This window comes from Paenilisteria rustica (assembly GCF_013820765.1).
Classification (GTDB): domain Bacteria; phylum Bacillota; class Bacilli; order Lactobacillales; family Listeriaceae; genus Listeria_A; species Listeria_A rustica.
Genome location: NZ_JABJVM010000012.1, coordinates 56,793 through 75,935, shown reverse-complemented (window position 1 = coordinate 75,935; position 19,143 = coordinate 56,793). Strand labels below are relative to the sequence as shown.

The window sequence follows — 19,143 nt, the reverse complement described above, 5'->3', positions numbered from 1 at the left end:
ATCTTTGTGGTTTTTAAGGCTGATTTACTGCTTTTCTAGCCTATTAGACTTTTTTGTAAAATAAACACTTTTCATTTGCCGCATCTGCTATACTATCCATAGAGAAGTGTGAGACGGAAGGCTAGTCCAATCGGAAGGGTGATGCCTTATCTATCTTAATTTGTCGTTGCCCCAGGAAGTGCAACTAGTGTCTGTGTATGAAGCTCTGAGCATTGCAATATCCTTTGCTATGCTTGTTCTCTAAATCGATCGTGACCAAGACAAAAAGAGATAACCGTCCCTACTTTGACCAAAAAGTAACGGTTATCTCTTCGTTATAATACGGCCACCGTTTCAGACGGCTCTGACTTGAGGGTTGTGTTGACGCACGACCCTCTTTTCGTCTTCATTATAGCAAATCACCTGCATTATAGCAAATCATTCTTTCCCAAAACAAACGCCTTAACTCAGTCTTCTACTTTCGCAAATTTACGTTTCAAAAGCATATAAACTGCTGTCAAAATAGCACCAAGTCCTGCTGTCATCGGGATAATCGGCATTGTATCACCAGTTTTCGGCAAGTCTTTTGCGTTTCCTGTTGTATCTGTTTGCGAATCTGCCACACCCGGAGCATTCTTGCTATCTACTGATCCTGGAAGTGTCGGCTTAGTATTGTTCTCTTTTTCAGGTGCAACAATGATTTCTTTGTCTGGTTGCTTGTCTGGATCCACTACTTCTGGTACTGCCTCAGCCTCGCCAAGTGTTACATTCGTTGCTACTGCCCAATTGTTCAGCGGTGTGATTGTATAGACAGTATCTTTATCAAGCTCCCCACTCACAAGGTCAAAAATACCTGTCGTGCCTTGGCGTGAAGAATAACGATATTGCGCTACTAGTGTCGTACCATCTGCACCTTTAAGTTCTACCTGACGCCCCGCAAGTAAGTCCATTCCTGGATCTTTATCTAGTGTTAATTCGAACGATTTAGTATCGATAGCTTCTGCCTTCGCAATAACTAGCGGCGCGATTTCCTTTGCAGTGAAGGAAGCATTCGCAACGTCTGCCCAATCAGAAGTAATCGTATACGTCACGCCTGGTGTCAGTTTTTCACCGACTGGCAAGCGGAATTTCGGTGCTTGACGACGGTCAGATGCTTGCGTAAATGGTACATAATTCGCCGTATAGACATCACCATTCGTTCCAGTCAATGTCACGCTACGATCGCGTAAAGAGGAAATAACTTGAAACAGCTTGCCATTCGAATCACGATTATCATCATCAATTGTGAAGGCTTGGTCACCACGTCCACCTGCGTACGCCGCAATAATATTCGCGTAATCAACCACGCCGTCCGCTTGGAATGACTCCAGTTCAAACGTATCGTTCGTTACTTGCGCCGAATCTCTCATATTGATTTTAGCCGAACTACCAACAAACGTCTCAACCGGCGTTCCTTTGTAGCTCAACGTGTAGGCTTTTCCAGGTTCTTGTACTGTCACCGGGACAATGTAAGTGCTCTTAGATCCAGATTTCAAACGTGGTACATTCACGATACTCAAACCATCACTAAATACAAAATTTTTCTTAATTGCGTCTAAATTACTATCAGCCACTTCGTCCGCAGAAAGCGCCTCTGGAAAAATAATTTGTAGCGTCATCGCGTTTAACGACTCTACTTTGTAAGCTGCTTTTTGGCCTAATGTAACATCTGTACTTGCAGCCCAGTTATTTTGTGGTACAATTTCATAAGCGATTGCTGCATTCAACGTTCCACCACCAGTCACATCAAAAGTACCTGTCGCACCTTGGCGTGAAGAGAAACGATAGCTTGCTGTTAGCTCACTGCCATCTGTGCCTTTTAGAACAACACTGCGTCCAGCTAGCAAGTCCATTCCTGGATCTGAGGCTAACGTCAGTTTGAAAGAAGTTGCGTCTACAAATTCTGCAGCATCAATTGTTAGTGGTGCCATAGCACGTGCTGTAAATGAAGGATTAGCAATTGTTGCCCAATTAGAAGTCACCGTATACGTCACGCCTGGCGTCAATGTTTCCCCCGCAGGCAAGCGGAATTTCGGTGCTTGACGGCGATCCGATGCTTGCGTAAATGGTACATAGTTCGCCGTATACACATCACCATTCGTCCCAGTAAGCGTCACGCTACGATCACGTAATGACGAAATCACTTGGAGTGATTGCCCAGCCGCATTTTTATTATCGTCATCGACTACAAACGCTTGGTCACCACGTCCGCCTGCATATGCCGCAATAATATTCGCATAATCAACGGTACCCTCGGCTTGGAACGATTCCAATTCAAACGTATCGCTCGTCACTTGGTTCGTATCGCGAATCCCAACCTTTACATTGCTTCCTGTGAAAGTCTGCGTCGCGCCACCTTTATAACTCAGCGTATAAGTCGCGCCCGGATTTTGAATCGTCACCGGCACAATATACGTATCCGTGGAACCTGATTTCAAACGCGGTACATTGACAATACTAAGCCCACCGCTAAACTCAAAATGTTCCTTAATCGCAGCCAAATTACTATCCGCAACATCCGCTGCTGGCAATGTTCCGTCAAACTTGATTTGAAGCGTCATCGCGTTAAGCGAACGCAACTCAGTGATTGCCGCTACACTCGCCGTAGTTGCGCTTGTTCCTGCAGCCGAAGCCCCAATTGGTGCGATTTGCGGCGCCACACCTGCGATAATCGTCGTGGCTACTAGTATAGAAGTCAATACTTTTTTTGATTGTGTCATTTTTACATTCTCCTTTTTATTCGAAAATTGATACTCTCTACATCATAACGCTCAATTCTAAACTAAAAATAAGCTACAGATTAAATAATTATTAACCGACATTAAATTCCAATATCATTTTTTTCTCACTTCCAAAAGTTTATGATATAATTCTTAATTTCTTGCTTTTATATCGTATACTTAATATGTAAACAACTTCACACCCCTCCAGACATAACCCCCTTTTTCCCCCTCAAAACTCTCTAGTGCGTGCCCCCTCTCCGTTAGAGAGTCCTTATTATCGCTATTCTATTTTAGGAGGAACTCTGCATGAAAAAACTAATGACCCTATTTTTAATCGTACCGTTATTGGCCTCATCGCTCATATTCCCAATACACAGCGATGCAGCTGAAATGAACTTCTCCGTAAGCGCAAACATCCCTGAAAATCAAATCGACAAAACGAAGAGCTACTTCCATCTGAATTTACCACCAGGGAAAGAGCAGACCGTGAATGTAACGCTGACAAACGAAACCGATCAAGAACTGACCGTCCTAACTTCTGTGAATACTGCCGTTACGAACGATAACGGTATTGTCGATTACAGCCAAGAGAATCCGAAGCTTGATGAAACGTTGAAGTACCCGATATCGGAGCTTACAGAATCAGCTGGTGAAGTCGTTCTTCCAGCCAACTCAAGCAAAAATTACCCCATCAAAATAAGCATGCCAAACGAAGCTTTCGATGGCACTATCCTTGGCGGCATTTATTTTAAAGAAAAGACAGCAGAGAAGAAAGCTTCACAATCTAAGGAGATTCAAATTGAAAATCAATACGCGTACGTCATCGGTATGATGCTTTCCCAAAATGATACGAAAGTCAAAGCAGATCTGACACTAAACGAGATTACACCGACGCAAATCAACTATCGAAATGTCGTAACAGCAAACTTGCAAAATACAGAAGCCACGATCCTCAAAGACTTAGACGTCGAAGCACAGATTTATAAAAAAGACGGCACCAAAGTATTGCATGAAAGTTTTAAGCAAAACATGCGAATGGCTCCAAACTCCAATTTCAACTTCCCGATTAGTTGGGATAAACAAGAATTTGAACCTGGAAAATACCGCCTAGACATGATCGCGACAAGTGGTGAACTGGTCTGGGAATGGTCTGAATATTTCACAATAGACGATCAAACTGCAAATGATTTAAACGAAACAGCACTCGATATTGAGAAAGACTATACCTGGTTATATATTATCGCTGGGTCGATACTTGCCCTGCTAGTACTTCTGCTTGTATTCTTGCTTGGTAGGAGATCAAGAAAAGACGCGGATGAAGAATAAAGAAAAAAACTGCTACCTCTAAAACAGGTTGGCAGTTTTTTCTATCTTGAGTACTTATTATCCCTTTTTCCTTCTGATTAAGACTGCCAAACCAAGTGTGGCTAAACCTAAACCAAATGCAATAGTCCGACTCGCTGGAAGATCACCTGTTTTCGGCAATTTCTCTACATCAGAAACAACTTTAACCACCCTATCGACCGGCACTTCCACCACATTTTGTATGGGATGTTCCACTGGCGATTTCGGCGCCTCCATCGGCGGATGAAGTGGTGTCACAGATGGTTCTGAATCCCCCGGTACCAAGCGTGCTTCACGACTATTCTGCTTACTAACTCGAACTGCCACATTATTCTCACCCAATTCAATGTCAAACGTCACCGGTGTACCATCTAATGTATAACCCTTTGGTGCTTCCGTCTCGATAAATTGATAGCTTCCTGGCATCAATCCAGACACTACTATTTCTCCCGCTGCATCCGTGACAAGCTCTGTAAATAAAACCTTACCCTCGCCGTCTTGCAACTCAAATGTAGCACCTTCCAAAAGTAGTTGTTGATTCTCTGCATCTATTTTCGTTAGAGCTACCGTTCCAGATCGAAGTTTATTCTCGGTTCCTAGAATAATCGGCACAGTATCCGCATCGCTCACCACAACATAATAAGGCGTACTATCCAGTATATATCCAACAGGTGCCTCTGTTTCTGTTACCGTATAGTTCCCTAATTTCAGCGCCTTCGAAATAAGTAGCCCTTCCGCATTTGTCCGCCCTTCAAAAACAAGCTCCTTCTTATCGTTTACAATTTCGTAGTGTGCACCTTGAACTGGCTGGCCTAAGTTATCTACTTTCTTAATCTGAATCCGTCCATCATATTTACGCGTCGAAACCGAGTTGGAATAAATCACGTTATTCGGAAGCGTTAAGAAAGCTTGGTTAGAAAGCTCCTCACCCATTTGCAAGCTTCTCACATTCACCTTAAAATGCCACTCTGCGACTTCTCCTTTTTGAATATTCTTTAGCGTTGTAATCAGCAACTTATTGTCCTCAAGCTTGATATCAAATTTACTTGTATCATAAGCTGCTATTTCAGGAGAAATCATTTTTGCGCTTAACGGATCTGTAATAACTGTCCCAGCTGGAATTGCATCCCCATCCAATAGCTCTAATTTCAGTGTATAATTGAGCTCATTCTCATCGTGATTTAAAGACGTTTTATCCACGCTTTTATTTAGAATATAGCTTGTCCCGTAGTGCGTGATTGCTTGAACAGCGACTTCTTTTTCAATGGTTGGGCTGTTACTCGCTGTGAAATTCGCTCTATTTTTCGGCGTCCCAAAATTCAAGTTATCAATCGCTAAAGCATACTCTACAAAATAGGTCTCGTCCGCTCCAATATCTCCAAAATCGACTGAGAAACTATTGTTTGCTTTATCATATGCTATCTTATCTTGAAATTCATCTGTAACGTATTTATAAGTAATCGCCGTTCCTTCATCATCAAAACCAGTTACCTTCATAATGCGGATATTATCTTTGACCATAGAATCACCAGTCACAGATGTCCTTTTAGTGGCTGTGATCAGGGTGGTTCCTTCCGGCAACGTATCTGCTACTTTAACATCCTTCAAATCAATGCCCCTGTAGTTCACAACAAGTTGGAAGCGATTCTCCTCAGGTGATGTCGTATTAAGGTTCGCGATACCATTCTCATCGAAATCCCCTTTGTACCACTTATCAAAAATAGGAAGTATCAATTTATGCTCTCGTTGAATATTAACGCTTGCTTGTTGCTTATCACCAGCGTATTCTACGGTAAAATTCTGAGTGTCCGCATGTTCATCGCCTACCTTCAAAATTGGCGCTCCGAATTTTATCTGGAATGTGCCAGTAAATGCATCATTTGCACCAATCATGTCCGTATCTACTGAAAATAGAAGTACATAATCTTTAGCATCTTTATCAATACGGTCTAATTTAAATGGTGCCGGAATAATCATCTTCGTATTGAAATCGTTTATATTATAAACGATTTCTTTTGGGATAGTGACCGTAATTTTACCCTGTTCTGTCAAAAATGCCCCCGCACTAGCCGAAATATTGACGAGCACATTCACTTCTTCCCGACTTTTTATTATACCTGGATTCACCGTAATCGATGTTTTTATCGTATTACTTTTACTTACCGTCTTACTAACCGTAGCCTCTGTGAATAGCGTACCTAATTGTAAACTTAGTAATACAATCATGAGTATCGCTACATACTTTCTCGTTTTCATCATTTTCCCCCTTAAAAATTTTCTCTACATTTTACCACTCCGAAAAAAACGGATTGCCTTGAATATACCACAAACCCCCATTGGCAATATATAGAGCTTTTTTCCATTTTGTTATTTTATCCATTCATTTTGTGTCCATTTTGTGTCTATTTGTATTTCGGTTATATATGCCTATTGGAAAAGCGCCTCGAGTTAAATCGAAGCAATCACTCCACTATAACAAGAATTACTGTTGTTATAATCTATGTCTGCAAATCACAAAGCAAACCAATAAAAAAGTTGCCAAGTTGGTCCTATAAACAGACCAACTTGACAACTTTTATCATCATTTAATTGCTAGGGATTAGAGAAGTATAAATAATCTCATCCTCCACCATCTCATCTTCTAGTAACTTCAACAACTTCTCCGCGGCTACTGCGCCCCATTTATACTTCGAGTACTCAATCGTCGCTAAGCGCGGGTGCAAATATTGCCCAACTTCCGTATTATCAAATCCGATAACCTTCACATCGCGACCAATCACAAGCTGCGTTTTTGCAAAATAATTATACATTCCTATCGCCATTTCATCATTGAGCGCAAAAACAGCTACCGGTTCACCAGCCCACTCCTCTTCAATCTGCTGTGCTGCTTTTTCACCTGTTGCTTTTGAGAAATCGCCAGGAATTACGATAACTTCCTCATCACGAAAACGCTCCAACTCCGAAAGCGCCGCGCGCAAACGCTCCTCGCTATCATACGTATTTGTAGGTCCAGTCACAATGTAGAACTTACCGGTAAAACCAGTTTTTAAATAGTCGACAGCAAGCGTTGCGCCCGCCTTGTTATCGAGCAGTACCTGCCTCACATTAGGGTGCTCCACTTCGCGATCTAGCACGATAATTTTGTGACCACGATCTGCGTACTCCAACAATTCCTCCGTCGAAAATCCCATATCCAAAATAATCGCACCATCAATCATTCGCTCTGGCAAAAAACGATGCGCCTTCATACCACTGCAAACAATCAACTCATAACCCTTAGCTAGCAACGTATCCGTAAGCCCGTGTAGCAACTCACCATAAAATACACCACTATAATTCGCCAAGTAAATACCCACGATCTTCGTTTTCTGTGTTTTTAGCGTTCGTGCTGCCATATTCGGAATGTAGTTTAACTCATCCGCGATTGCCACAATTCGTTGTCTCGTTGCGTCCGTGACCTTTGGGCTGCCATTTAACGCATAAGAAACAGTGGAAATCGAGACACCCGCTTTTTTCGCTATATCTTTAATCCCAACCACTGCGATCCGCTCCTTGTTTCCTTTTCTTTATTATGCACTATTTTACAGCCAAATGTCTATTTCCTACCTCATTTAAGCCAAACAAAATGCAGCTTGCAAATGCGTTCCGATAAATACGTTAAAATCACCTGGATCGCTTGTAAAATCTAGATTTGGCTTGTAATAACGTAAATCCTCTTCCGTCAAATTAAAAGTAACCACCACAGCCTCGCCTGGCGCCAAATCAATTTTAGTAAAACGTTTCAATTCCTTGCACGGTCTGCTAACTTTTCCGACAATATCCTGTACGTAAAGCGCTACAATTTCTTTTCCAGCGATAGTCCCTGTATTTTTCACCGTCACTGAGATGGTCAACGTATCCATTTTTGTAATCGTATCACTCGAAAGTTCGAGATTACTGTACGCAAAAGTCGTGTAACTCAGTCCAAAGCCAAAATCGAACAGCGGCTGATTCGGGATATCGATGTATTGCGACACATAATGCTCTTGCGCATCCGCAGCATCTGCCGGCCTTCCTGTACGCAAATGATTATAATAAACCGGAATTTGTCCCGTTGTGTATGGGAACGACATCGGCAATTTCCCATTAGGATTCACGCGTCCACTCAAAATATCCGCCACCGCATTTCCAGCCTCCGTACCAGGAAACCAAGCCTCCACCAATGCATCGCTAGCCTCAATCAAACCATGTAAATCAAGCGGCCGACCATTAAAAAGGACTGTCACGACCGGCTTCCCAAGCGCACGAATCGCGTCAATCATCGGGTACTGCGTCTCCGGCAATCGAATCGTTGCAATACTGTTCGCTTCCCCGCTCCGATTAGCCGACTCACCAAGTGCCAACACAATCACATCCGCGTCCTGCGCCACACGAACCATCTCTGCGATTTCAGCCTCCGTCACGTTCTCCGTATCCATCGCACCAGCAACATCCACCTGGTCAAACTGCGCTTTCATGCCATCCTCAATGGACACCGCATCCTTCATATCGCCCAGCCACGACCAAGCACCTAGCACGTCCTGCGTCGTTGCAAGCGGTCCAACAAGCGCCATTTTCCTGCCCGTCGCCCCAAGCGGCAACAAGTCTCCGTCATTTTTCAACAATACCATTGCGTCCGCCGCAATCTCGCGCGCCACCTCCCGATGCTCCACTGATAAAATATCCTGCTGCCGGTCCACATCCCCCTTCAAGCCACGATACGGATCCTCAAACAACCCGACATCACGCTTCAACTCCAGAATCCGCATCACAGCTTCATCCAACAATCCCACCGGCAAAGCACCATCCGCAATCAAGCGCTCCAAATTTTCCAAGTAGCATGTCGTCATCATTTCGATATCCACACCCGCGCGCAATGCCACATCAGCCGCCTCCACCGAGTTCGCCGCCGTGCCATGATTGATAATCTCCTTAACCGCGCCCCAATCCGAAATCAGCACGCCATCAAAACCAAGCTCATCCCGCAACACGTCTCGCATCAACCACTCGTTCCCCGTCGCTGGCACCCCGTCCACCACATTAAACGCCGTCATTACAAGCTTCGAACCCGCTTCAAGCGCGGCCGTGTAAGCCGGCAAATAATTCTGATACAACTCCCGCATCGACATATCCACCGTATTATACTCACGCCCAGCCTCCGCCGCACCATACGCCGCAAAATGCTTCACACAAGCCGCCATTTTTTCATGATTTTCTGCCAACTCATCCGGATTTCCCTGATAACCACGCACAAAACTCGCCGCCATCGCACTGTTCAAATGCGGATCTTCACCCGTCGACTCCATCACACGCCCCCACCGAGGATCGCGAACCAAGTCCACCATCGGCGAAAAAGTGACCTGTAGTCCCGCTGCCGTAGCCTCTTTTGCCGAAATCGCCGCCATTTTCTCAGCCAGTTCTACGTCCCAAGTCGCCCCAATCGCAAGCGGAATCGGAAAAATCGTCTTATATCCATGCACCACATCCGCCATAAAAATAAGCGGAATCCCCAGCCGATTCGTTTTCAAATACGCCTCCTGAATCGCGATCATCTCACTCGCCGTCGTCGACCCTAAAACCGATCCCGCATTCTCCGAGACTTCCGTCGTAATACCCATCTCCGCCATCGGTCCCGTAATTTCCCCTTCTGTAATCGTCCCCTTATAAAACATTGGCGCCAACTGCAAAAGCTGTCCTACTTTCTCCGATACTGTCATCTGCCCCAATAATTCTCCAAGCTCTATTTTTTTCATAATGCACGTCCTCTATCCTAATATTTCGAAACGTTTCTATTTAATCATATCAACAGTATAAGCGTTTTCTTTTTCCCAGTCAAACAAATTTCTCAATACAATCCTATTTATCCTTCCAAATTCTCATTTCAAGCTTAAAAATAAATATTTTTTCAAATTTTCTCTTCCTATAAATGCCTCTAAAAACAACTCCAAAATCCAGATAACTATTATATTTACCCCTTGTAACCGATTTCATTTTGTTTTATAATAGCTTTATCGAAACGTTTCTATAAACAAAGCATTTTTTGCAACGCCAGTTTTCAATAAAAATAAAAAGGTGGAGGAAAAAAGATGAAGAAAAAATGGAGTATGTTATTATTAACGATTATTTTAGTGGTAGGAGCGGCACTTGCCGGTTGCGGAAATTCCGACGACGCTGCCGATACAAAGGTTCTAAACGTTTGGGCAATGGGAGATGAAGCCAAACAATTACCAAAACTCGCGAAAGATTTCGAAAAGGAAACAGGCATAAAAGTGAAAGTACAAGCCATTCCGTGGGCTAATGCACATGATAAATTACTGACCGCTGTTGCTTCAAAATCTGGACCAGATGTCGTTCAAATGGGAACAACCTGGATGCCCGAATTCGTTGCGGCAGGCGCACTGGAAGACCTAGCAACATACACAGATAAATATCCTGAACTAGACGCTAAGAATTTTTTCGATGGTTCAGCAAAAACAACCCAATTTGACGATAAAACTTACGCGGTTCCCTGGTATGCCGATACGCGCGTTCTCTTCTACCGCACCGATATACTAAAAAAAGCAGGCTACGATCATGCCCCAAAAACATGGGATGAACTATCCGAAGTCGCTGAAAAACTCTCCAAACGCGGAGATAATATGTATGGCCTTAACATTGATGGCAAAGAGCAAAGCCTCGGTTTCATGTTCGGTCGTCAAAACGGTTCACCACTTTTCGACGATGCTGGTAATCCCGTTTTCAACAAAAAGCCATTTGTCGATGCCGTATCCTATCTAAACAGCTTTTTTGAAAATGGCTCGGCACCGAAAGATGATCTCGGTCTAGATGTCGCCCAAACATTTAGCGGTGATGCGATCGTCCCTATGTTCATCAGCGGTCCGTGGATGGTAAAAGCCGTTAAAGACACCGTGCCCGATATCGATGGAAAATGGGCCACTGCCGTCCTTCCAGCCAAAGAAAACAACATGTCAAGCCTTGGTGGAGCAAATTTAGCCGTCTTCAAATATGGGAAAAACAAAGATGATGCGGGAAAATTCCTCCAATATATGAGCAAACCAGAAACCCAACTCAAATGGATGGAACTAACCAACTCTCTACCTACTGCTCAAAAATCATGGGAAAACGAAACACTAAAAGGCGACCAATTCTATAAAATATTCGGCGAACAAATGGCGAATGCGGAACCAATGCCATTGATCCCCGAGTTTGAAGAAATCGCGCAAGCCTACATGAAGAGCTTTGAGCAGATCTATCGTGGTGGCGCGGACGTCCAAGATCAGATGGACACATTCAACGACGAAGTCAACACCATTCTAAAAAAATAATGGACCATTCGGGGCAAAAGTAGCCAATTCAGCTACTCTTGCCCTGACTACATACCCTTAAGGAGGTTTACCATTTGCGCCGTTTTATGGATCAAAAAACACCGTACCTATTCATTTCACCAGCACTTTTACTGTTAATCATGTTCTCCCTTTTTCCAATCGTCATCGCTTTTGTTATCAGCTTTACCGATATCAATCTCGTCGGACTCGCCGATTGGTCAAAAATCAATTTCATCGGCCTAGAAAACTACAAAAACGTCCTATCCGACCCGATATTCCTAAAATCGATTGGCAACACGCTATTTTATGTTATCATCGGCGTGCCTCTAGTCATCATCTGTTCACTCGGAATCGCGCTTATGATTAATTTCAGCCAAGCGAAGATTTTCCAGTTCTTCCGGCTGATTTTTTATACACCGTCCATCACGAACGTTGTTGCGGTCGCTGTTGTTTGGAGCTATTTATACAACCCGCAATTCGGTTTATTCAACTATTTGCTATCCCTACTCGACTTGCCCGCGGTACCTTGGTTACAAGACCCGACTATCGCCAAAATTTCCTTAATCATACTCGCTTTGTGGCGGGCAATCGGCGTTAATATGATCATCTTTTTAGCCGCACTACAAGGCATTCCACGCGAATATTATGAGGCCGCTCAACTAGACGGCGCCAATCGCTGGAAGCAACTCACAAATGTAACGGTTCCACTATTACGTTTTGCGATTTTCTTCGTGACCGTTACAACAATGATCGGCTGGTTGCAATTTTTCGAAGAACCGTTTGTTATGACTCAGGGCGGACCCCTTGATAGCACAACATCCGTGGCGCTGTTCATCTATCGAAACGGTTTCCAACTGAGCAAATTCGGATATGCCGCAGCAGGCTCATTCATCCTATTCATCGCGATTATCATCATTACCATTGTGCAATTCAAAATTCAAAACCGTCATGACGACACCCAAATGTAGGAGGAGTGAAAAAAATGAATCAATATGCAAACAAATCACGCGGTGCCAAATGGCTCGTTGGTCTTATTTTAGCAGTTGGCGGATTCTTCATGATCCTTCCATTCATCTGGATGGTCCTCTCCTCTGTCAAAACTGACGCAGAAATCCTGCAAATCCCACCGACTATCTGGCCAGAAACATTCACATGGGACAACTTCAGAAGCCTCTTCACAGAACTGAATTTTGGTGTTTACTTACGCAATACACTTGTCATCGTCCTGTTTTCCTTCATCGGTCTATTCCTGAACGCCATGGCAGGTTACGGCTTTGCCAAGTTCAAATTCCGCGGTAAAAACAAGATGTTCTACATGGTTCTTGCAACGATGATGATTCCTGGACAAGTCACCATGATTCCGGTTTATCTGATCCTGAACATGTTCCACCTGACCAACACGATGACCGGTATCGTCTTACCCGGCCTTGTCGGAGCCTTCGGAATTTTCCTGTTCCGCCAGTTCATGTCGACGATTCCAGACGAACTAATGGAAGCCGCGAGACTCGATGGCGCCAGCGAATTCTTCATATTTTGGAAAATCATCCTGCCAATTTCGCGACCAGTCCTCGCCGTTCAAGGCATCCTGACTTTCATCGCCGGCTGGAACTCCTTCCTATGGCCACTCATCATCGCAAATGACGAAAAATACTACACACTCTCGGTCGGGCTATCCTTACTAAAAGGCCAATATGCCAGCAACTATGCACTACAAATGGCTGGCTCCACCTTCATGGTCATCCCGATTATCCTGATTTTCATGATGTTCCAAAAATACATTTTGAAAGGATTCAATGTTTCAGGATTGAAATAACATCATTGTTACACGACAAATACCACTCCAAATTGTCCTGGGGTGGTATTTTGGCATGTACAGGATTCAATCGTATTACTTTAATAAGCTTCTCCAATTGCTAGGAAATCCTATTTGCTCTAATTCAAACCATTCTTCATATTTATCAAAAGTTTTCTCCATACGCTTTACAAATTCATTCCATATTTCTCTATCTGAGCATAAATATTTCAGTATAAGTATTGGTGTAAATATCCTTTTTGTGTTCAAATCTTGAGGCATTTCAGTTAACAGCTTAGGCGTTATCGCTAAACTACGATTATATAGTCTCCCATTATGAGCACAGATGTTTCGTATTAATACAGTAGTATGCAGCCAACTTTCAATATATTCATAGTCATGTTGAAAACAACCACGCATTCTTTTTTTAACTTTCGGTTTTAGATTATTATAAAATTTTGAGATATCATTGAAATTACACATCTCAACCACAACCCAAAAAGGAAATTTACTATTGTAATTGTCTTTGTACCATGATACAAAAAGCTCTTTATTCCGATCCTTGATGTTGGCAATTCTATAAAATTTCTCTAACCAAATTGCATGATACTCTTCTCTTCGAAAATTCTGAGCATTCATATAGCTTAGTGGGGAACAGTCATGTACAAATCTGTATGCTATTTTAGACTTCACTTCTGTTTCGATATTATCAATAACGTAGAGCAAGTTATTTCTGAGCTCCTTATCAAATATATAAATAGATGCTATTTTTTCAAAAGATAACCCATCAACAAATTTATCCTTTTCTTCAAAATAAGATAACCAATACCCACTCAAACGATAGTATTGTACCTTTTCCAAGAAGTTTTCTGCAAATATTTCATTTGGGAATAACATACCTTTTTTCTTTAATATCCCAATTTGTTCTCTATAAGTGGTGGCTGGCTTATCTGTTTTTAGCATTATAGCACTCTCCTGTATATAAAAAACGACCCCGCCTGTTCCACTTCACAATCTCTAACGAAATTGGATAGGTGTGCGGAGTTTTATTACCCTAAGTATACCATGTCTCGTTATCTTTGTCACCTTCAACTGCAACATAACCACACTGCTTTTGAACTCATTTCATTCTAACATGCTATAAAACATCTCCATCGCACGCTGATTATACCCCACGTAATCAAATTCTTTAGTAGCCACCTCGTCATTCAGCGCTCGCAACATCCCCTCCACCAAACTCTCTTTTGAATTTGGAACTAACAAACCATAACCATCCTCCAAAATACTCCGCGATCCAGGGATATCCGTTGCCACAATCACCTTCCGCAAAATCAACGCTTCTAGCAACACCATTGGTTGCCCCTCATGATTCGATGGCAAAATAAATACGTCGCATCGCTTCAATAATGGGAATGGATTGACCACTTGTCCCAGCAACTTGACATGTTCCTCCAAACCCAGTTCCCGAATCCATTCCGCAAGCTCTTCCTTCAATTCTCCATTGCCGATTAATACTAATTTCGCCTCTTTGCGCTTCGCCGTAACCTCTTTAAAAGCCTCAATCAACATTCGCTGATTCTTCTCAGGCGAAAGCCTTCCCATCGTCATAAAATAAAAACTATCCACATCTAGCTCAACATCCGAAGTTTCATCCGCAGCCTTAAGCACCGCCTCATAATCCAGTGAATTATGCACATAAACCATTTTTTCTGAGCTATTCTCCACCAGATGTCGCAATTTTGCCTCGTTCAAATCTCGCGTATGCTCCGCCACCGAAACGATTTTATCAAAATAATTATAAAGCAAAAAAATCACGTTTAAATCCACCCGATGCTTGTAGTCCACACCTAATTTTTTGCGATACTCTTGCATCATCTCGTTATGCTGATAAATCAATTTCTGGTTGGCCCCACTCGTCGCAAGTAACAAGGTCCAATACTTAAAATAACCATCAAAATCAATCGCAATATCAATCTTCGTTTCCCCTAAAATGCGCCGCAATTCACGCTGATATAACCGTTTCACTTGCTCTTCTAAAAAATCTTCAGGGCCAAACTCCACATATAGCTCATGACTAGCCGTGAAAAGCCGCTCTTCCGCTTTGCTCTCCTCTTCGGTCCGAAGCATGCCGCCAACAACTGTCACCCGCAACACACACGGATCCAATTTTTTAAAATTACGTTTGCAATCATCCTGAAGCGCCTCCGTATCCATCACAATAACCCGATAACGCTCGTAGTCTAAATTATGCAATAAATTAATAGCAGACGTCGTAATCCCATTATTTTTAAAGCCACCACAATACATCAAAATAGTCTTTTTGGCATCGCTATCTTGTTTCACCGACAATGAACCAGCCACCCATTGTTGTGAGGTAATAACCATCCCAGACATAACTTCTTGTAAATAAAGTGGTAGCGCTCCATCTGTTACAATATAATCCGCATGCAGCAAACTACGCATTAACAAAGGCTCCAGCGGCTCCCCACGATAAAAATGAATATATGTTTGACCGTCTTTTTTTATAAAATAACTCGGCATCTCCCCATCCGAAACAACATATGCTGCACTTGCCAAAGCCTTATCACTCATCGATTCTAGCGATATCCCCAGAAAAATCGGATGCCCCATTATGTCTTCTATAAACGCCTCATGTTCAGACACAATAACAACGCTATTTTTTCGAATAGCTTCTTGGGAATAATAGTTCAAATAACGCTCTCCCATCCAAGTTCGCCTCCTCACGTTTCTTCCAATATTCCCGTTCTTCTTTTTTCCAAACGAGAAAAGAGACAATTCAATTTCATTTTCTTCTTCGCAACCAAATAAAAAGCCAATAACAACTCTTCATCAAGAAGAAAATTGCATTGACTTACCCAAACCTATTTGTCCTCAGCCTTACGCCGATACCAAAAATAAAACATCGCGAGCGGCCACCAAAGCACTGCAAAAATGGGGAAAATACACCACAAAACATCTGGTGAATACATCACATTCACAACGATAAATAAGATAATCAGCAATGCCGCGCCCCAAATTGAAAACCCTAAATTCACTTTCGCAAGCGCTCGTCGTTTCTTCGTATTCGGCTTAGCCACTTCCAATTCCGCGATAATCTCATCGATATCTCCAAACTCAATAATCGCTTTATTCACAGCGTCCTCTTCCGATTTCCCTTCCTCCATCAAGTCCGCTACTTTTTCCGCTAAGTTGTACGTAATTTCTTCTTTGATTTGCGCCGCCTGATCGCTCTCCGGTACATTCTCAAATAGTTTCTCCACAAATTCCGATATCCTATTCACTAATCAATCTCCTCCAAAAAAAGGTTCATAATACCCTTAATTTCTCGCCATTCCCGCGCCATCTCACTCAAATAAGCCCGACCAAGACTTGTAATCATATAATATTTTCTCTTCCCACCGTGCGAGCGTTCCCCGAAATACGATTCAATCAATTGCTTCTTCTCCAGCCGCTGAAAAACCGCATACAACGTCGCCTCTTTAATTTGAAAGCGATCACCCGTCCGTTCACTAATTTGCTTCGAGATCTCATAACCATAAGAATCCCCATCCGCCAAAATTCGCAAAATAATCGAGTCCACATGCCCTCTTAAAATATCACTACGAATCAAAATCACCCCTCAAATTACTCTACCAGATAGAATTATAATCTCCCTTAACTTTACCACCTGACAAAAGATTTTGCAACCCACCAAAATTCATGCTACGCTTATAAAAAAGGAGCTATTTCCCAATGAAATTAAAACTAGACAAAACCACCTACACCATCGCAAAATTCCACCCAAATTTCCCAGTACCCACATGGTTCCAAACCGAGACCAGCCAATTCAAAAGCATCACATACACCAATGAAGAGTGCTCCATCATCATGCCCACCGAATCCCTCGACACGATAGAAGCCCAATCCACCGAATCCGACTGGTTCCTCCTAAAAATCGAAGGAATCCTCGACTTCTCCCTAACCGGCATTCTAAACAAAATAGCAACACCCCTCGCCGAAAAAGAAATCAGCATCTTCGCCGTCTCCACCTACAACACCGACTACATCCTAATGAAGCAAGCCAACCTAGACCACGCAATCACAACTCTAACAAACGCCGGCCACCAAATCACAACCTAACAAAAAAACACGATTCTCAGGCGTTAGAGAATCGTGTTTTCCTATTAAATCTCGCATTCCCCGCTAAACCAGCAAGGACCGAGAAATGCTTAGCTGCTAGGCAAAGGCGAGTACCGGAGCGGAATGTACGACCTGTACATGAGCACCGGAACAGAGCCTTTAACGACGCAGATGAGCGTTTCTCGGTTCTTGCGTTACTGGTTGGTTGAGCTGGCTGCAGTAAGTGTCACCGTCGTTGTTTCCTTCTTACCATCACGATAATACTTCACTTCCATCTTATCGCCGACTTTGACATCGTTCGAATATAGAATTTGGCGTAGTGTCATCGAGTTTGTTACTTTCTTACCGTTCATTTCAACGATAACATCATATTCTTTCAAACCAGCTTTATCAGCAGCTGAGCCGGAAACGACTTGTTGTACCATCGCACCATAATCAACGCCATCTGGTAATTTTAAAACTTGTTGTTGTTGTACTTCTGGAATCGTATCCACATCACGCAATGTCACACCTAGCGATGGACGCTCTACTTCTCCATTTTTCTCCAATTGTTCGATAATCGGCTCAACCGTATTGATTGGAATCGCAAAACCGATACCTTCTACGTTTTCCGTCGAAATCTTCATCGAGTTAATACCAACAACTTGACCTTCAATATTGACAAGCGCTCCACCACTGTTACCAGGGTTAATCGCTGCATCCGTTTGAATAACTTCCGCTTCCCAATCAGACGTACCATCGCCATTTGTATCAACAGGAACCGTACGATTCAGACCAGAAATAATACCTTCTGTTACCGTTCCAGCAAATTCTGTTCCAAGTGGACTACCAATCGCAATCGCTGTTTCGCCAACTTTAAGCGCGTCAGAATTCCCAAACTCCGCAATCTTCGTCACATTTTTATCACTAATCTCAAGAACCGCTAAGTCATTCCATTTGTCCGTTCCAACAAGCTTAGCCTCTGTTTTCTTACCATTTGAAAATTTGACTTCTAATTTGTTAGCACCTTCTACCACGTGATTATTCGTCACGATGTAGGCTTTACCATTCGATTTCTTATACACAACACCAGATCCAGAAGAAGCTTCCTCTTCCGCTGATGCATCTGTACTAATCGATGTTCCGGCTTGGTAATTCAAAACACTCACAACAGCATCCTGTACTTTTTCAAGTGCTTTTGTCGTACTTGTCGTGTTTTCAACCGTCACTTTTTTCGTTTCGCCGCTACCAGTGGATGTCGTATTCGAGGTCGTGCTAGTATTGTCATCATGAAGCGCACCCCATGAGAAGCCAAGCACGATTAATGCACCAATCAAAACACCTAGAAGACCAGTTAAGAAGACCGCTAGCATCGGTTTCTTCTTACCTTCTTTTTTCGGCGGCTCACTACCATTTCCGCCTCCACCAGCACGCGTTGGAGGTACCGGTGGAACAACATTATTTCCACCACCACTATTCGCAGACACCGGTTTCACTTCTGGTTCACTAGCCGAAGCATCAAAGAAAGCATGCGTTGAACTCGCTTCTGCCTCCTCTTTCGTCGCTGTTGCAAACGGCTCACCTTCTGGCGTCACGCCCTCTGCAGAATGCACAGCTTCAACTGGGATATCACGCGCAACTTGTGGCTCAGATGACGTATGTACCGCCGCATCCCCAGTTGGCTCCGGTTTTTCGTAAGATTGTGACTCCGGTAACTTCTCAGGAGAAGCCCCACTTGCTAGTTCATCTTTATGTGTTTCCAAGTCTTTGTTTTTATCATCCATGCATTATTCATCCCTTTCCA

The 19,143-nt window shown here is 43.1% G+C and carries 14 protein-coding genes; 5 read left to right on the top strand and 9 right to left on the bottom strand.

The genetic code is table 11. The annotated features are described in order from the left end of the window. Nucleotides 1–446: 446 nt before the first annotated feature. On the bottom strand, nucleotides 447–2,738 hold the full coding sequence (locus tag HPK16_RS11740) for an LPXTG cell wall anchor domain-containing protein (protein ID WP_181677135.1): 2,292 nt from the start codon (nucleotides 2,736–2,738) through the stop codon (nucleotides 447–449). A 309-nt stretch (nucleotides 2,739–3,047) separates the two neighbouring features. On the opposite strand from HPK16_RS11740, the gene HPK16_RS11735 reads away from it, so the two are divergent. Beyond that, nucleotides 3,048–4,067, top strand: coding sequence for a WxLIP family cell surface protein (locus HPK16_RS11735; protein ID WP_181677134.1), 1,020 nt, complete (start codon nucleotides 3,048–3,050; stop codon nucleotides 4,065–4,067). A gap of 57 nt (nucleotides 4,068–4,124) precedes the next feature. Here the strand turns inward: HPK16_RS11735 and HPK16_RS11730 are convergent, their stop codons facing one another. The 3 genes from HPK16_RS11730 to HPK16_RS11720 form a co-directional block, all read right to left on the bottom strand. Further along, on the bottom strand, nucleotides 4,125–6,341 hold the full coding sequence (locus HPK16_RS11730) for a SpaA isopeptide-forming pilin-related protein (RefSeq protein ID WP_181677133.1): 2,217 nt from the start codon (nucleotides 6,339–6,341) through the stop codon (nucleotides 4,125–4,127). A gap of 329 nt (nucleotides 6,342–6,670) precedes the next feature. Beyond that, on the bottom strand, nucleotides 6,671–7,624 hold the full coding sequence (locus HPK16_RS11725) for a LacI family DNA-binding transcriptional regulator (protein ID WP_181677132.1): 954 nt from the start codon (nucleotides 7,622–7,624) through the stop codon (nucleotides 6,671–6,673). Between the two features lie 72 nt (nucleotides 7,625–7,696). Beyond that, nucleotides 7,697–9,856, bottom strand: coding sequence for a glycoside hydrolase family 3 N-terminal domain-containing protein (locus tag HPK16_RS11720; RefSeq protein ID WP_181677131.1), 2,160 nt, complete (start codon nucleotides 9,854–9,856; stop codon nucleotides 7,697–7,699). Between the two features lie 333 nt (nucleotides 9,857–10,189). Between HPK16_RS11720 and HPK16_RS11715 the strand changes: the two genes are divergently transcribed. The 3 genes from HPK16_RS11715 (at nucleotide 10,190) to HPK16_RS11705 (ending at nucleotide 13,241) form a co-directional block, all read left to right on the top strand. Next, nucleotides 10,190–11,428, top strand: a complete 1,239-nt coding sequence (locus HPK16_RS11715) for a sugar ABC transporter substrate-binding protein (protein ID WP_181677130.1) — start codon at nucleotides 10,190–10,192, stop codon at nucleotides 11,426–11,428. Between the two features lie 86 nt (nucleotides 11,429–11,514). Then, nucleotides 11,515–12,396 carry a carbohydrate ABC transporter permease gene (locus tag HPK16_RS11710; RefSeq protein ID WP_425487932.1) on the top strand — a complete coding sequence of 294 codons (882 nt, stop codon included), beginning with the start codon at nucleotides 11,515–11,517 and terminating at the stop codon, nucleotides 12,394–12,396. 14 nt (nucleotides 12,397–12,410) lie between these two features. Further along, nucleotides 12,411–13,241 (top strand): carbohydrate ABC transporter permease, encoded by an 831-nt coding sequence (locus HPK16_RS11705; RefSeq protein WP_181677128.1) that lies wholly within the window; start codon nucleotides 12,411–12,413, stop codon nucleotides 13,239–13,241. A 75-nt stretch (nucleotides 13,242–13,316) separates the two neighbouring features. Here the strand turns inward: HPK16_RS11705 and HPK16_RS11700 are convergent, their stop codons facing one another. The 4 genes from HPK16_RS11700 to HPK16_RS11685 all read right to left on the bottom strand — a co-directional run bounded on the left by HPK16_RS11700 (nucleotide 13,317) and on the right by HPK16_RS11685 (nucleotide 16,851). Next, nucleotides 13,317–14,183: an Abi family protein gene (locus HPK16_RS11700; RefSeq protein WP_181677127.1), complete on the bottom strand. Its 867-nt coding sequence runs from the start codon at nucleotides 14,181–14,183 to the stop codon at nucleotides 13,317–13,319. Nucleotides 14,184–14,345: 162 nt separating this feature from the next. After that, a complete protein-coding gene (locus tag HPK16_RS11695) occupies nucleotides 14,346–15,947 on the bottom strand; it encodes a glycosyltransferase (RefSeq protein WP_181677126.1) in 1,602 nt (533 codons plus the stop codon). 155 nt (nucleotides 15,948–16,102) lie between these two features. Further along, nucleotides 16,103–16,522 (bottom strand): permease prefix domain 1-containing protein, encoded by a 420-nt coding sequence (locus HPK16_RS11690; RefSeq protein WP_181677125.1) that lies wholly within the window; start codon nucleotides 16,520–16,522, stop codon nucleotides 16,103–16,105. Beyond that, on the bottom strand, nucleotides 16,522–16,851 hold the full coding sequence (locus HPK16_RS11685) for a PadR family transcriptional regulator (protein WP_036082190.1): 330 nt from the start codon (nucleotides 16,849–16,851) through the stop codon (nucleotides 16,522–16,524). The genes HPK16_RS11690 and HPK16_RS11685 overlap by 1 nt, the downstream gene beginning before the upstream one ends. Before the next feature lie 122 nt (nucleotides 16,852–16,973). Between HPK16_RS11685 and HPK16_RS11680 the strand changes: the two genes are divergently transcribed. Further along, nucleotides 16,974–17,360, top strand: coding sequence for an ACT domain-containing protein (locus tag HPK16_RS11680; protein WP_181677124.1), 387 nt, complete (start codon nucleotides 16,974–16,976; stop codon nucleotides 17,358–17,360). A gap of 194 nt (nucleotides 17,361–17,554) precedes the next feature. Here HPK16_RS11680 and HPK16_RS11675 read toward each other — a convergent pair whose 3' ends face one another. After that, entirely contained in the window at nucleotides 17,555–19,123 is a 1,569-nt protein-coding gene (locus HPK16_RS11675) for a S1C family serine protease (protein WP_181677123.1), read from the bottom strand. Nucleotides 19,124–19,143: the final 20 nt, after the last annotated feature.

Bases quoted from the DNA above. Each gene is read 5' to 3' on its own strand.
- HPK16_RS11740 (WP_181677135.1), bottom strand. From the start codon at position 2,738: ATGACACAATCAAAAAAAGTATTGACTTCTATACTAGTAGCCACGACG.
- HPK16_RS11735 (WP_181677134.1), top strand. From the start codon at position 3,048: ATGAAAAAACTAATGACCCTATTTTTAATCGTACCGTTATTGGCCTCA.
- HPK16_RS11730 (WP_181677133.1), bottom strand. From the start codon at position 6,341: ATGAAAACGAGAAAGTATGTAGCGATACTCATGATTGTATTACTAAGT.
- HPK16_RS11720 (WP_181677131.1), bottom strand. From the start codon at position 9,856: ATGAAAAAAATAGAGCTTGGAGAATTATTGGGGCAGATGACAGTATCG.
- HPK16_RS11715 (WP_181677130.1), top strand. From the start codon at position 10,190: ATGAAGAAAAAATGGAGTATGTTATTATTAACGATTATTTTAGTGGTA.
- HPK16_RS11710 (WP_425487932.1), top strand. From the start codon at position 11,515: ATGGATCAAAAAACACCGTACCTATTCATTTCACCAGCACTTTTACTG.
- HPK16_RS11705 (WP_181677128.1), top strand. From the start codon at position 12,411: ATGAATCAATATGCAAACAAATCACGCGGTGCCAAATGGCTCGTTGGT.
- HPK16_RS11700 (WP_181677127.1), bottom strand. From the start codon at position 14,183: ATGCTAAAAACAGATAAGCCAGCCACCACTTATAGAGAACAAATTGGG.
- HPK16_RS11695 (WP_181677126.1), bottom strand. From the start codon at position 15,947: ATGGGAGAGCGTTATTTGAACTATTATTCCCAAGAAGCTATTCGAAAA.
- HPK16_RS11680 (WP_181677124.1), top strand. From the start codon at position 16,974: ATGAAATTAAAACTAGACAAAACCACCTACACCATCGCAAAATTCCAC.
- HPK16_RS11675 (WP_181677123.1), bottom strand. From the start codon at position 19,123: ATGGATGATAAAAACAAAGACTTGGAAACACATAAAGATGAACTAGCA.